Below are 12,837 nucleotides of genomic sequence, written 5' to 3' on the forward strand. Positions count from 1 at the left end.
GTCGTGCTGGCGGCCTGGGCCCTGACGGCCCCGGCTCGTCCCGGAGTCGCGGGCCGCCCGTCCGCGGCGGGCCGACCCGGTGGGGCAGCTCCTCGTGTGGCGCTGCTCGGTTCGACGGTGGCGGCGGTGATCGAGGGGCCGCGGCTGGGCTGGTCGTCGGCGGGGGTGCTCGGGCTGGCGGCGCTGGCCGTCGTCGCGCTGGTCTGTCTGGTCGTCTGGGAGCGGCGCCACCCCGAACCGCTGGTGGAGCTGCGGTTCTTCCGGAGCGCCCCGTTCACCTCGGCGACGGTGATCGCGGTCTGCGCGTTCGCCGCGTTCGGCTCGCTGCTGTTCCTGTCCGCGCTCTACCTGCAGGACGTCCGCGGGCTCGGTGCGCTGCAGGCCGGGCTGACCCTGCTGCCGGCCGCCGTCGCCACCACGGTGGTCGCGCCGCTGTCCGGGCGGATGGTCGCCGCCCGCGGGGCACGCCTGCCGCTGGTGCTGGGCGGCAGCGCGATGGTGCTGGTCGCGCTCACCTTCTCCCAGCTCTCCCCGACGACGCCGCTGTGGCTGATCCTGCTCGCGCACGGGGTGTTCGGCTGCGGGTTCGCCCTGCTCAACCCGCCGATCACGAACACCGCGGTGAACGGGATGCCGCCGGAGCGGGCCGGGGTCGCCGCCGCGGTGGCCTCGACGAGCAGGCAGGCCGGGCAGTCGTTCGGCGTCGCGGTCAGCGGGACCGTGGTCGCCACCGCGGCGAGCTCCGCCGCCGGGGTCGCGACGGCGTGGGCGGTCGTGACGCCGCTGACCGTGGCGGTCGTGGTGCTCGGCGTGCTGGGGACGACGGCGCGGGCCCGTGCCTCGGCGGCACGGGTCGCGGCGCTGTTCCCCGCGGCCCCGTCCCCCGCCCGCGCGTCCTGAGCGGGGGACGGCGGCGTCACCCCCGCGGGCCGGCGGCCGCGGCCGCGTCGACCGAGTGGTCCAGCACGACCATGTGCCCGGCCGCGTGGGTGAACACGTACTCGGCGCCGCTGCCGGGCAGCGCCAGCTGCGGGGTGACGCCACAGCCCCAGAAGACCGGGACGTCGCCGTCCTCGACCACCGGCGCCGGGCCGAAGTCCGGTGCCGCGAGGTCGGCGATGCCCAGCGCGGCGGGGTCGCCGACGTGCACGGGCGCACCGTGCCCGGTCGGGTAGCGCGCCGTGACCTCCCGGGCCAGGTCGACCAGTGCGGCGGGCACCGCGCGCATGCTCACCACGAGCGGCCCGTGGACGCGGCCCGCGGGGACGGTGGGCCGGGTCGTGACGTAGACCGCGGGCGCCGGGGACTCCGGGTTGCGCCGCACCGGGACACCGGCCCGCTCCAGGGGCTCCTCGAAGGTGTGGCTGCACCCGAGCAGGAACGCCACCGAGTCCTCCCGCCACCGGTCGCGCAGGTCGGTCGGCCCGCCGTCGTCGACGCCGTGGCGCCAGGTCCGGTAGCGCGGGAAGTCGGTGCGGACGTCGACCCGGGTGTCCCCGACGGTGACGACCGGGTCGCCGGTGTCGCCGACGCCGAGCAGCGGGCACGGCGTCGGGTTCCGCACGCAGAACAGCAGGAAGTCGTACGCCGCCGCCTGCGGGACGACCACCAGGTTGGCCTGCTGGTACCCGCCGAACAGGCCCGCGGTGGGCCCGGTCCAGCGCCCGGCGGCGGCCAGTGCCCGCAGCTCGGCCGGGGTGGCGGGCGCCGTCGTCGCGGCGGTCATCGGGCCAGCTCCCGGCGTGCGGTCTCGCGGACGGTGAGCAGGGTCAGCAGCGCGACGACCGTCGCGACCATCAGCAGGTAGCCCGGCGCGAGGGGGTCGCCGGTGACCGAGGTCAGCCAGGTCGCGAGGAACGGCGTGAGACCGCCGCCGATGATCGTCCCGCCGTTGAAGGCCAGGGACAGGCCGGTGTAGCGGACCCGGGTCGGGAACTGCTCGGCGTAGGTCGGGTAGGTGACGGCCTGGACGACCGGCATGGGCAGGGCCAGCAGGAACATGCCGACGACGGCGAGGGTGAAGTCGCCGGTGCCCATCAGCGCCATCGTCGGCAGGACGAGCACCGAGTAGCCGAGGAAGCCGACGACGATGAGCTTCTTGCGGCCGTAGCGGTCGGACAGCGCGCCGGCGATCGGCATCAGGCAGGCCACGAACAGCCCGATCGCGGCCATCAGCCAGAACGTGCTCGACTTCGGGTAGCCCAGCTCCGAGGTGAGGTAGATGTTCATGAAGATCAGGCCGATCCAGTAGCCGGCGTTCGACCCGGTGGCCAGCAGCAGCACGGTCACAAGCGCGCGGCGGTGGTGGGTGAACACCTCCCGCACCGGAGCCTTGGGCAGCTCACCGGAGGCGCGGCTCTGCTCGAACTCCTCGGAGTCCTCCAGCCGGTGCCGGGCGATGAGCGTCAGCACGACCAGCGGCAGCGCGAGCAGGAACGGGATCCGCCAGCCGAACGCCGTCAGCTGCTCGGTGGTGAGGACGGTCGAGGTGATGCCGGCGACCAGCGCGGCGGTGCCGCCACCGAGCGCGACCCCGACCGGGGTGAAGGACCCGAAGAAGCCGCGACGGCCGGCCGGGGAGGACTCCGCGAGGTAGGTGGCCGACCCGGTCACCTCGCCACCGGCGAAGAAGCCCTGCGCGAGCCGGGCGAGGACCAGCAGCGCCGGGGCGAGCAGACCCGCGGTGGCCGCGGTCGGCAGGAGCCCGACCAGCGCCGTCGCGGTGCCCATCCCGGTGATCGTGAACACCAGGACGGGCTTGCGGCCGAGGCGGTCCCCGAGCCGGCCGAGGACGATGCCGCCGAGCGGGCGCATCAGGAACGCGCTGCCGAACACCGCCAGCGTCGACAGCAGGGACGCGACCGGGTCGGCGCTGGGGAAGAACAGCGGCCCGATGACGACGGCGAGGTAGCCGTAGACCCCGAACTCGTAGTACTCGACGGCGGTCCCGGACGCGGCGGCGAGCGCCGCGCGGCGGGACCGGGCCGGGCTCGGCGGGGCGACGGGCGCCGTTCCGACGGACCGCCCGGTGGGGGCGTCGCTTGATAGGGTCATGGTGGTCTCCCGGTGAGGAACGCCCGCGGGAGCGGGCAGGCGTGATCGCGATGTGGTGGGCGGACGAACCCGGCGCGCGCGAGACGGCGACACCGGCGGCACAGCGGGTCATCGGTGGGCGGCATCCCGCCGATGACCCGGCCGCGGACCGTCCGGGGACGGGCCGCGACCGTACGGGGACCTCCCCGCCGTCAGACGGCGAAGAGCTGCTCCAGGTCGGCGAAGGCCTTGAACTCGAGCGCGTTGCCCGCGGGGTCGAGGAAGAACATCGTCCACTGCTCCCCCGGCTCGCCCTCGAACCGCACGTAGGGCTCGATGACGAAGTCGGTGCCCGCGGCGGTGAGCCGCTCGGCCAGCGCGCGGAACTCCGGGACGCTCAGGACCAGGCCGAAGTGCGGGACCGGCACGTCGTGGCCGTCGACGGGGTTGGTCCCGGCCACACCGGCGCGCGGGGTGTCCGACGGCTCGCCGACCTGGTGGGTGACGACCTGGTGCCCGGCGACGTTCCAGTCCGTCCAGCGCTCGGCGGAACGGCCGCGGCCGAAGCCGAGCAGCGTGCCGTAGAACTCCCGGGCCGCCTCGATGTCGTCCACCGGGATCGCCAGGTGGAACGGCGGGCGGACGGACGTGACGATCGCGGGGGTTTCCGTGGTCGGTGCGGACACAGGGGTACCTCTCATCCTTCGGTGTCGCGCCCGGACACGATGGCGTCCAGACGCAGGGGGTCCCCGGGCCGGAGCTGGCCGAGGAGGTCGATGTCGGCGTCGGCGACGACGCCGACCACCGGGTAGCCGCCGGTCACGGGGTGGTCGGCGAGGAACAGGATGGGCTCGCCCGAGGGCGGGACCTGGATGGCGCCGAGCGGCACACCCTCGCTGGGCAGCGAGCGGTCGCCGACCGCGAGGGTGGCGCCGGTGAGCCGGATGCCGACCCGGTCGCAGTGCCCGGAGACCCGCCACGCGGCGCGCCGGAGCAGGGACCGGTCCGCCGGGCCGAGGACCGCGTCGCGAGGGCCCCAGTGGAACCGGACCCGGGTGCCGGGGCCGGGGAGCCGGGGCGCGACCAGCTCGACGGGGACGGCGGGCGGCTCGCCCGGCGCCGGGCCGAGCGGCAGGTCGGCCCCGGGGCCGACGACGGGCGGGCCGAGGCCGGTCAGCGAGTCCCGGGCCCGCGAGCCGAGCACCGGTGCGGGGCGGACCCCGCCGCCGACGGCGAGGTAGCTGCGCAGACCGTGTCGCGGGGTACCGAGCCGCAGCTCGGCACCGGCCGGGACCCGCAGGCACCGGGGGTCGGCGACCGGCCGGCCGTCGAGGGTGACCGGGACCGGGGCGCCGGTGACCGCGACCCAGCGCGGCGTGTCCAGCACGACCGCCAGGCCGCCCAGGGTGACCTCGATGGCCGCCTCCTCCGGCGGGTTCCCGACGAGCCGGTTCGCGGTGGCGAACGCGGCCCGGTCGACCGGCCCGGAGGCCGTGACCCCGAGGTGGGCGAGCCCGGGCCGGCCGGGGTCCTGCACGCTGCAGCCCGGCCGGACCTCGAGCACCCGCAGCCGGGCCCCGACGGCGGACGGGCCGGCGGGTCGCGCGGCGCGGGCGGGCGGGTCGAGCAGCGTGGTCATGCGGGCACCTCCACGAACCGGACGCGGTCGCCGAGCGCCAGCCGGTTGGGCGGGGTCGCGTCGACGTCCCAGAGGACGGCCGTGGTGGTGCCGATCCGGTGCCAGCCACCGGGCGTCCCACCCGGGTAGACGACGGTCTGGTTCCCGGCGATCGCGACCACCCCGGCTGCGACCCGGGGCCGGGGTGCGGACAGCCGCGGCAGGCGCAGCGCCTCGGGGAGCCCGTCGAGGTAGGCGAAGCCCGGCGCGAACCCGAAGAAGCCGACGTGGTGCTCGGCGGCGGCGTGCCGCCGGGCGACGAGCTCCGGGGTCGTCCCGAGCCGCTCGGCGACGGCGGGCAGGTCGGGGCCGTCGTAGCGGACGGGGACCTCGACCGTGCGGGGCCCCGGGACGGGTGTCCCCCGGCCCCGCGGGGTGCTCCCGGCGAGGGCGCGCAGGTGGCGGCGCAGCGCCGCCATCCGGGCACCGGGGCGGGCGACGACCAGCACGGTGCACGCGGCCGGGACGACGTCGGTCACCCAGGCGTCCCACCCGTCGGCCGCGGCGCCGTCGGCGACCTGGCGGACGGTCCCGGGGGGACAGTCCACGATCCACGCCCGGTCGCCCGCGCGGTGCACCGCGGGCGCGGTCACCGGAGGGCCCCGGTGACGGGGGCCAGCGGCTCCGGGCCGCAGCCGAACCCGGCGGCGGTGAGCGCGGCCCGCGCGGCCCGCGCCAGGGCGTCGGCGCCGGGGGTGTCGCCGTGCACGCACAGCGCGGCGACCGCGCCGCCCGCCGGGCGTACGGACACGACCGTCCCGTCGACGGCGGTGACCCGGCCGTCGCGGGCGATCGAGACGGCCCGGGCGGCGGCCTCGGCCGGGTCGCGCACCAGGTCGCCGGGCTGCCCGCGGGGCACCAGACCGCCGGCGGCGGTGTAGCCGCGATCGAGGAACGCCTCGGCCCGCGGGCTCAGCCCGGCCGCGCGGGCCCGCTCCCACACCTCGGTCCCGGGCAGGCACACCAGCGGCAGGCCCGCGTCGACCAGCCGGACGGCCTCGACGAGCGCGTCGGCGTGGGCCGGGTGCGTGCCGCTGGCGTGGTAGAGCGCGCCGTGCGCCTTCACGTACCCGACGCGGGTCCCCGCGGCCGCGGCGAACGCCGTCAGGGCACCGATCTGGTAGACGATGTCGTTCACCAGGGAGTCCCGGGCGACGTCGACGAAGCGGCGGCCGAACCCGGCGAGGTCGCGGTAGGACACGTGCGCACCGACCGCGACGCCGCGGCGCGCGCAGTCGTCGCAGGTGCGGCGCATGACGTCGGGGTCGCCGGCGTGGAAGCCGCAGGCGATGTTGGCCGCGTCGACGACGTCGAGCAGCGGGCGGTCGTCGTGGACCCACGCGCCGAAGCTCTCGCCGACGTCGGTGTTGAGCGCGATCGCGGTGCTCACCTCGCCTCCCGTGCCGCCCAGAACGCGGAGAGCTCGCCGCGGTCGGCCGACCAGGCCGCGTGCAGGCCCTCCTGGCCGCCGTCGATGTGGGCCAGCACGAGACGGCCGAGCTCGTCGGCGTCGCCGTCGGCCAGTGCCTGGACCATGCCCCGGTGCTCGTCCTGCACGCGGTCGTAGGCGCCGGTGCCGTGCACGTAGAACCGGGAGTAGGGCTCCAGGCGGTGGTAGAGCTGGGAGATCAGCTCGTAGCGCAGCGGCAGCCGGGCGAGCCGGTACATGTCGAGGTGGAAGGCCAGGTTGGTGCGGGACCACTCGGCGGCACCGGTCCGGGCGACCTGGTCCATGTCGCCGGCCATGCCGTCGAACCGCGCGACGTCGCGCCGGGACACCCGGTCCGCGACGTGCGGGGCGAAGCTCGGCTCGACCATGCGCCGCAGGTCGTAGATCTCGTCGATCTCGGCCAGGTCCAGCTCGGTGACGAAGGTGCCGCGGCCGGCCTCGCTGCGCAGCAGGCCCTCGCCGACCAGGGTGCGCAGCGCCTCCCGCAGCGGGATGCGGCTGACGCCGTAGCGGTCCGCCAGCTCCTCCTGCACCAGCCGGTGGCCGGGCGGGTACACGCCTTCCACGATTGCGCGACGCAGGGCGTCGACCAGCGCGTCATCCGGTGCCATGTGCTCTGTATACGGTGGATACAGCGTGTACGGAAGCCCCTCGGCGATCGCTTTATAGGAACGACACCGACCGACACACGCCCGTCGCCGGGTGACCCGGATCGCCCGGACATGACCGGGACCGCGCGAACGGCCACGATGTACCGCATGGGCCGACCCGACCACGCCGTCTTCCTCAAACGCTCGTTCTCGAAGATGGACCAGCTCGCGACCCCGTTCCTCACCGGACGGCGGCTGTGCCGCCAGCTCGCCGCCGTCGTCCCGCGCGGGACGAACGGCGTCGTCGTCGAGCTCGGCGCCGGACCAGGGGTGCTCGCCGAGCCGATCCGTGAGCGGCTCGGACCGCACGCGCGCTACCTCGCGATCGAGATCGACTCCGAGCTGGTCGCGCACCTGCGCCGGCACAAGCCGTGGCTGGAGGTCGTGCAGGGCGACGTCGCCGACCTGGACCGGATCCTCGACGAGGCCGGCATCACCGAGGTCGACGCGTTCGTCTCGACCCTGCCGTGGGCGGTGTTCCCGCAGACCCTGCGCCTGCAGGTCATGGGCACGATCGCGCGCCGGCTGGTCCCGGGCGGGGTGATGAGCATGATCATCACCTGGATGGCGCTGCCGAACCGGGTGCGGGTGCTGCGCGACCTGCTCGACACCCACTTCGACGAGGTCGTGGAGACCGCGACCGAGTGGCGCAACCCGCCGCCCGCCCGCACCTTCCTGTGCCGCCGACCGCTCCCCCAGTTCAACTCTCTCGACGAGCGAGACACTCGTTCGGCGAGCTAACATGGCCGGGTGACCGCGGAACGGACGATCGTCGCGGGCGGTGGCCCCGGCGGCATGCTGCTCGCCTACCTGCTGGCCCGGGCGGGCCTGCCGGTGACACTGCTCGAACGCCACCGGGACTTCGACCGCGACTTCCGCGGCGACTCCCTGCACCCGTGGACGCTCGAGCTGTTCGACCGGCTCGGGCTCGCCGGACGCCTGCTGGAGCAGCCGCACGTCCCGGCCCGGCGGTTCCGCTTCCGCACCGGTCGCGGGACGGTCACCACCACCGACTACGGCCTGCTCGACACCCCCTACGACTACGTCGCGCTCATGCCGCAGGCCCGGTTCCTCGACTTCCTCGCCGCCGAGGCGGCGACCCTGCCGACCTTCGAGCTGCGCACCGGCGCCGCGGTGAACGGCCTGCTCGGCGCGGGCACCGACGACGACCCCGTCCGCGGGGTGACCCTGCGGTCCGGGGAGCGGATCGACGCCGGGCTGGTCGTCGCCGCCGACGGCCGGTTCTCCCGCCTGCGCACCCTCGCCGGGCTGACCGCGGAATCCCAAGGAGCCACCACCGACCTGCTGTGGTTCGCGCTGCCCCGCCACGACGACGACCCGCCCGACGCCGCCGTCGACCTGTTCCTCGGCACCCGCAGCTACGTCGGGCTGCTCGGCGGCGAGGAGCGCTGGCAGGTCGGCCTGTCGCTGCCCAAGGGCGGCTACCCGGCGCTGCGCGAGGCCGGGGTGGAGCACGTGCGCCGCGAGGTCGCCGGGCTCGTGCCGTGGCTGGCCGACCGGGTCGGGCTGCTCACCGACCTGAACGACGCCACACTGCTGTCGGTCGACATCTCCCGGGTGCCGACCTGGCACCGGCCCGGCCTGCTGCTGATCGGCGACGCCGCGCACGTCATCTCCCCCGTCGGCGGCAACGGGATCCTGATGGCCCTGCAGGACGCGCTCGCCGCGGCGAACCACCTGGTTCCCGCGCTGCGGGCGGGCACGGTCGGCACCGCGACGCTCGCCGCGGTCCAGGCCGAGCGGGAGCCCGCGATCGTGTCCGTGCAGAGCCGGCAGGTCCGCATCGAGCGGGGCGTCGCACGGGCCCGCGAGCGCGGCCGCACCATCGCCCCGCCCGCGTTCGTCCGGCTGCTGATGCGCCTGCCCGCCGTGCGGCGGCGCTCGGCCCGGGGCAACGCCTACGGTCCCGTCCCGGTGCACCCGACGCCGGAGCTGGCACGGGAGCTGGGTCTGGCCCCGGTCCCCGCCTGAGCGCCCGCCGCGGCGGACGTAGCGTCGGCCGCATGAGCACGCCCGGCCCCGTCCCACCCGTCCCGCCCGTCCTGGCCGCCGCCGTGCCGCTGGCCGTCGTCGAGCGGGAGGGCACCGTGGAGTCGGTGCACCTGGGCACCGTCGCGGTGCACCACCCCGGCGGCACCGTGACCGGCTCCGGCGACCCGGACGTGGCGTTCCTGCCGCGCTCGGCGCTCAAGCCGGTGCAGGCGGTGGCGATGCTGCGGGCCAGGCTGGACCTCGACGGCGAGCTGCTCGCGCTGGCCTGTGCCTCGCACTCCGGCGAGCCCGGCCACGTCGACGGCGTGCGGCGCATCCTCACCGGTGCCGGGCTCGACGAGTCCGACCTGGACAACACCCCGGACCTGCCGCTGGGGCCGGCGGCCGCGGCGGCCGTCCGCGCGGCGGGGACGGGACCGTCGCCGGTGCTGCAGAACTGCTCGGGCAAGCACGCCGCGATGCTCGCCGCCTGCGTGGCCGCGGGGTGGCCGACGGCCGGCTACCGCGACCCCGCGCACCCGCTGCAGCGGCTGGTCCGGGAGACCGTCGCCGAGCTGACCGGGGTGCCGGTCGGCGTCACCACCGTCGACGGCTGCGGCGCCCCGCTCTTCGGCACCACCCCGGCCGGGCTGGCCCGGGCCTTCGCGACGCTGGCGACGGCCGCCCCGGACACCGCCGAGGGGCGGGTCGCGGCCGCGGTCCGCGCGCACCCGTGGTGGGTCGGCGGCACGGACCGGCCGGTGACCCGGCTGGCGGGCGCGGTGCCGGGCCTGGTCACCAAGGACGGCGCCGAGGGTGTGCTCGCGGCCGCACTGCCCGACGGGCGGGCGTTCGCCGTCACCGTGCTGGACGGGTCGCCGCGACCGCTGCCGGTCGTCGCACGCGCCGTGTTGGAGTCCCTCGGCGCCGGGTCCGACGCGCTCACCGCCGCGACCCGCACCGACGTGCTCGGCCACGGCACGCCCGTGGGCGCGGTCCGCGCCCTGCTCTGAGCGGCCCGGTCAGCCGCCGCCGTTCGCGCGCGCGTGGTCCGCGGCCCGCCCGAGGCGGGCGGCGACCGCGTCGAGGTGCTCCACCAGCTCGACCGGCTCGACCACCTCGAAGTCGACGCCGAAGAAGCACAGCCACACCGCCAGCGACTCCAGGGTCCAGGCCCCGGCCGTGAGCTCGCAGCGGTCCCCGCCGAGGTCGGTCACGATCCCCGACGCCGGGGTGACGTGCTCGGCGATCCGCTCCGCCGGGGCGTGGAACACGATCCGCGCCCGGTGCGGGTAGGCACCCGAGGAGATCCCGCGCTGGGCGAACGCGGCGAGCCCGCCCTCCGGTTCCGGGCGCGGGGCGAAGCGCGGCCCCGCGGGCAGCTTGGGCCGCATCCGGTCCACCCGGAAGGTGCGGCGGTCGTCGCGGCCGGTGTCCCAGGCGACGAGGTACCAGCGGCGCCCGGTGTGCACGAGCCCCTCGGGCTCGGCGACCCGGCGGGTCTCGGTCCCGTCCCCCGCGACGTAGTCGAACCGCAGGACCTCGTGGTCGCGGCAGGCGGCGGCCAGCGCGGACAGCACGTCCGCGTCGACGGTCGGGCCGCGCGCGGCGAGTGTGGACGTCGCGGTGCCCAGCGCGGCGACGCGGCGGCGCAGCCGGTTCGGCAGGACCTGCTCCAGCTTGGCCAGGGCACGGACCGAGGTCTCCTCGATGCCCGAGACCGACCCGCCCGCGGCGGTCCGGAGCCCGACCGCGACGGCGACGGCCTCGTCGTCGTCGAGCAGCAGGGGTGGCAGCGCGGCCCCGGCGCCGAGCCGGTAGCCGCCGGTCACCCCGGGTGTGGAGTGGACCGGGTAGCCGAGGGTGCGGAGCTTGTCGACGTCGCGGCGGACGGTGCGCACGTCGACGTCGAGGCGCTCGGCCAGGGCGGGCCCCGTCCAGTCGCGCGGCACCTGCAGCAGCCCGAGCAGGCGCAGCAGCCGCGCCGATGTCCCCATCACGACGACCAGTGTGCCGCCGATTCCGGTCGGATCCTGTCCTGGATGGCGGCGGGCGGATCGGAGTAGACCGGAACCATGGCATCCGAGGAGATCGTCGGCACCACCTCCGGACCGGTGCGCGGCGTCCGCACCGGCGACGTCGTCCGGTTCCGGTCCGTGCCCTACGCGGCACCGCCGGTGGGCCCGCTGCGCTACGCAGCCCCGGCCCCCGCCCCGGTGTGGGAGGGGGTCCGCGACGCCTCGGGCCCGCCCGGCCCGAACGCCCCGCAGCCGCCGCGCATGATCGCGGGCGGCCTGGACATGAGCCCGGTGATCGGCACCGGGCGGCGGCCCGGCGAGGACTTCCTGACCGTCGACGTGTGGACCCCCGACCCCGGCGCGGGCGGGCTGCCGGTGCTGGTGTTCCTGCACGGCGGCGCGTTCGTCGCGGGTGAGTCCTCGGCCCCCGCCTACGACGGGGCCGTGCTCGCGGCGGGCGGCGCCGTGCTGGTCGCGGCGAACTACCGGCTCGGTGCGGAGGGGTTCCTGCCGCTCGGGGGCGGCGCGACGAACGTCGGGCTCCGCGACCAGCTGGCGGCGCTGGAGTGGGTGCGCGACAACGCGGCCGCCTTCGGCGGGGACCCGGACCTGGTCACCGTGGTCGGCGAGTCGGCGGGGGCGATGAGCATCGGCCTGCTGCTGGCCTCGCCGCGCTCGGCCGGGCTGTTCCGCCGCGCGGTGGTGCAGTCCGGGGGCGCCGAGATGTGCCGGTCCGCGCCGGAGCGGGCGGCCCGCTGGCCGCGGTGCTGGCCGCCGAGCTCGGCGTCGCGCCCACGGCGGAGGCCTTCCGGTCCGTCCCGGTCGACGACGTCATGGCCGCACAGGCCCGGGTGGACCTGCCCGGCCGCCGCGGCGACCTGCGCGAGCCCGGCGGCGGCGACCCCGGCTTCGGCCTGGCCGGGTTCCTCCCGGTCCTCGGCGACGACGTGCTGCCCGCCGACCCGCTCGCCGCGCTGCGCGCCGGGGCGTCGGCCGGCGTCGACCTGCTCGCCGGGAGCAACGCCGAGGAGATGAACCTCTACCTCGTCCCGACCGGGGTGCTCGACGCGCTCACCGAGGACCAGGCACGGGGCGCGCTCGCCGCCGTCGCACCGCGGGTGACGCTGCCCGGCGGCGGCACCCCCGGCGAGCGCTATGCCCGCGCCATGACCGAGCTGGTGTTCGCCGGACCGACCCGGCGGCTGCTCGACGCGCACACCGGACGCCGGTTCGGCTACCTGTTCGCGCACCGCTCCGACGCCTGCGACGGCCGGCTCGGCGCGGCACACGCGACCGAGCTGCCCTACGTGTTCGGGACGCTGGACTCCGCGTACGGCCCGTCCGGGCTCGCCGGGCACCACCCGTCGGCGGAGCTGTCGGAGCGGATGCGCGCGACGTGGCTGCGGTTCGCGGCCACCGGGGACCCCGGATGGTCCACCTGGGACCCGGCCGCCCGGTGCACCGCCGCTTCGACGGCCCCGGCGACGCCGACGAGCCCGCGGGCTGAGCCCGCCCCGACCCCGGGGCGCCGGGAGGGGCCGTCTACGGTCGCCGCCGTGGACACGAGCGAGCGGGTCGGCCGGTACGTGCGGATGGTGGCCCTGGAGGGACAGGGGACCGAGCTGGCGGGCGCGCTGCTCCGCGTCGCCGACGACATGGCCGCCCAGCCCGGCTGCCTCGCCTACGTCGTGAACGCCACCCCCGACGAGCCCGACGTCGTCTGGGTCACCGAGATGTGGTCCGACGCCGCGTCGTCGGAGGCGGCGCTGAGCCGTGACATCGGCGAGAGCGGTCTGGGCGACGTCCTGGCGCTGCTCACCGCCCCGCCGGACTACATCGAGGTCACCCCGCTCGGCGGGCCCGGCCTGGCCGGCCTGCCCGGCTGAGCGCCGGGCCGGCCGGACCGGCTCAGTCGCGCTGCTCGGAGCGCTCCTTGCGGGCGCGCAGCGACCCGGCGTGGGCGGTCATCGACGGGTCGCCCTTGGTCTTGACGAGGCTGGCGACGGTGACGACCGC

Annotated in this window: 14 protein-coding genes; 6 read left to right on the top strand and 8 right to left on the bottom strand. The window is 76.6% G+C overall.

The features are described from left to right. On the top strand, positions 1–900 hold a 900-nt coding region (locus KPL60_RS02655; RefSeq protein ID WP_226364782.1), incomplete at its 5' end, for an MFS transporter. A gap of 16 nt (positions 901–916) precedes the next feature. On the opposite strand, the gene KPL60_RS02660 is transcribed toward KPL60_RS02655, so the two are convergent. The 7 genes from KPL60_RS02660 to KPL60_RS02690 all read right to left on the bottom strand — a co-directional run bounded on the left by KPL60_RS02660 (position 917) and on the right by KPL60_RS02690 (position 6,772). Further along, positions 917–1,726, bottom strand: coding sequence for a D-glutamate cyclase family protein (locus KPL60_RS02660; RefSeq protein WP_226364783.1), 810 nt, complete (start codon positions 1,724–1,726; stop codon positions 917–919). Beyond that, positions 1,723–3,054: an MFS transporter gene (locus KPL60_RS02665; protein ID WP_226364784.1), complete on the bottom strand. Its 1,332-nt coding sequence runs from the start codon at positions 3,052–3,054 to the stop codon at positions 1,723–1,725. Before KPL60_RS02665 ends, KPL60_RS02660 begins: the two co-directional genes overlap by 4 nt. Positions 3,055–3,245: 191 nt before the next feature. Further along, complete coding sequence (locus KPL60_RS02670; RefSeq protein WP_226355624.1) at positions 3,246–3,719, bottom strand: VOC family protein; 474 nt, start codon at positions 3,717–3,719, stop codon at positions 3,246–3,248. An 11-nt stretch (positions 3,720–3,730) separates the two neighbouring features. Continuing rightward, the gene (locus KPL60_RS02675) at positions 3,731–4,672 is read right to left on the bottom strand and encodes a biotin-dependent carboxyltransferase family protein (protein ID WP_226355623.1); all 942 of its coding nucleotides are present in this window, start codon (positions 4,670–4,672) and stop codon (positions 3,731–3,733) included. Then, positions 4,669–5,304 carry an allophanate hydrolase subunit 1 gene (locus tag KPL60_RS02680; RefSeq protein WP_226364785.1) on the bottom strand — a complete coding sequence of 212 codons (636 nt, stop codon included), beginning with the start codon at positions 5,302–5,304 and terminating at the stop codon, positions 4,669–4,671. Before KPL60_RS02680 ends, KPL60_RS02675 begins: the two co-directional genes overlap by 4 nt. Continuing rightward, positions 5,301–6,101, bottom strand: coding sequence for a LamB/YcsF family protein (locus KPL60_RS02685; protein ID WP_226364786.1), 801 nt, complete (start codon positions 6,099–6,101; stop codon positions 5,301–5,303). The genes KPL60_RS02680 and KPL60_RS02685 overlap by 4 nt, the downstream gene beginning before the upstream one ends. Next, on the bottom strand, positions 6,098–6,772 hold the full coding sequence (locus tag KPL60_RS02690; protein WP_226355620.1) for a GntR family transcriptional regulator: 675 nt from the start codon (positions 6,770–6,772) through the stop codon (positions 6,098–6,100). Before KPL60_RS02690 ends, KPL60_RS02685 begins: the two co-directional genes overlap by 4 nt. A gap of 147 nt (positions 6,773–6,919) precedes the next feature. On the opposite strand from KPL60_RS02690, the gene KPL60_RS02695 reads away from it, so the two are divergent. The 3 genes from KPL60_RS02695 to KPL60_RS02705 are packed head-to-tail and all read left to right on the top strand — an operon-like array spanning position 6,920 to position 9,816. After that, entirely contained in the window at positions 6,920–7,552 is a 633-nt protein-coding gene (locus tag KPL60_RS02695; RefSeq protein WP_226355619.1) for a class I SAM-dependent methyltransferase, read from the top strand. Between the two features lie 9 nt (positions 7,553–7,561). Then, the gene (locus KPL60_RS02700; protein ID WP_226364787.1) at positions 7,562–8,803 is read left to right on the top strand and encodes an FAD-dependent oxidoreductase; all 1,242 of its coding nucleotides are present in this window, start codon (positions 7,562–7,564) and stop codon (positions 8,801–8,803) included. Between the two features lie 32 nt (positions 8,804–8,835). Beyond that, the gene (locus KPL60_RS02705; RefSeq protein ID WP_226364788.1) at positions 8,836–9,816 is read left to right on the top strand and encodes an asparaginase; all 981 of its coding nucleotides are present in this window, start codon (positions 8,836–8,838) and stop codon (positions 9,814–9,816) included. A 9-nt stretch (positions 9,817–9,825) separates the two neighbouring features. Here the strand turns inward: KPL60_RS02705 and KPL60_RS02710 are convergent, their stop codons facing one another. Then, entirely contained in the window at positions 9,826–10,803 is a 978-nt protein-coding gene (locus tag KPL60_RS02710) for a YafY family protein (protein ID WP_226364789.1), read from the bottom strand. Between the two features lie 75 nt (positions 10,804–10,878). On the opposite strand from KPL60_RS02710, the gene KPL60_RS02715 reads away from it, so the two are divergent. Both KPL60_RS02715 and KPL60_RS02720 read left to right on the top strand, forming a co-directional pair. Next, positions 10,879–11,856, top strand: a complete 978-nt coding sequence (locus KPL60_RS02715) for a carboxylesterase family protein (RefSeq protein ID WP_226364790.1) — start codon at positions 10,879–10,881, stop codon at positions 11,854–11,856. Positions 11,857–11,987: 131 nt separating this feature from the next. After that, a complete protein-coding gene (locus KPL60_RS02720; protein ID WP_255655266.1) occupies positions 11,988–12,707 on the top strand; it encodes a putative quinol monooxygenase in 720 nt (239 codons plus the stop codon). Positions 12,708–12,837: the final 130 nt, after the last annotated feature.

Source organism: Pseudonocardia sp. ICBG162 (assembly GCF_020496225.1).
In the GTDB taxonomy this organism is placed as follows: Bacteria; Actinomycetota; Actinomycetes; order Mycobacteriales; family Pseudonocardiaceae; genus Pseudonocardia; species Pseudonocardia alni.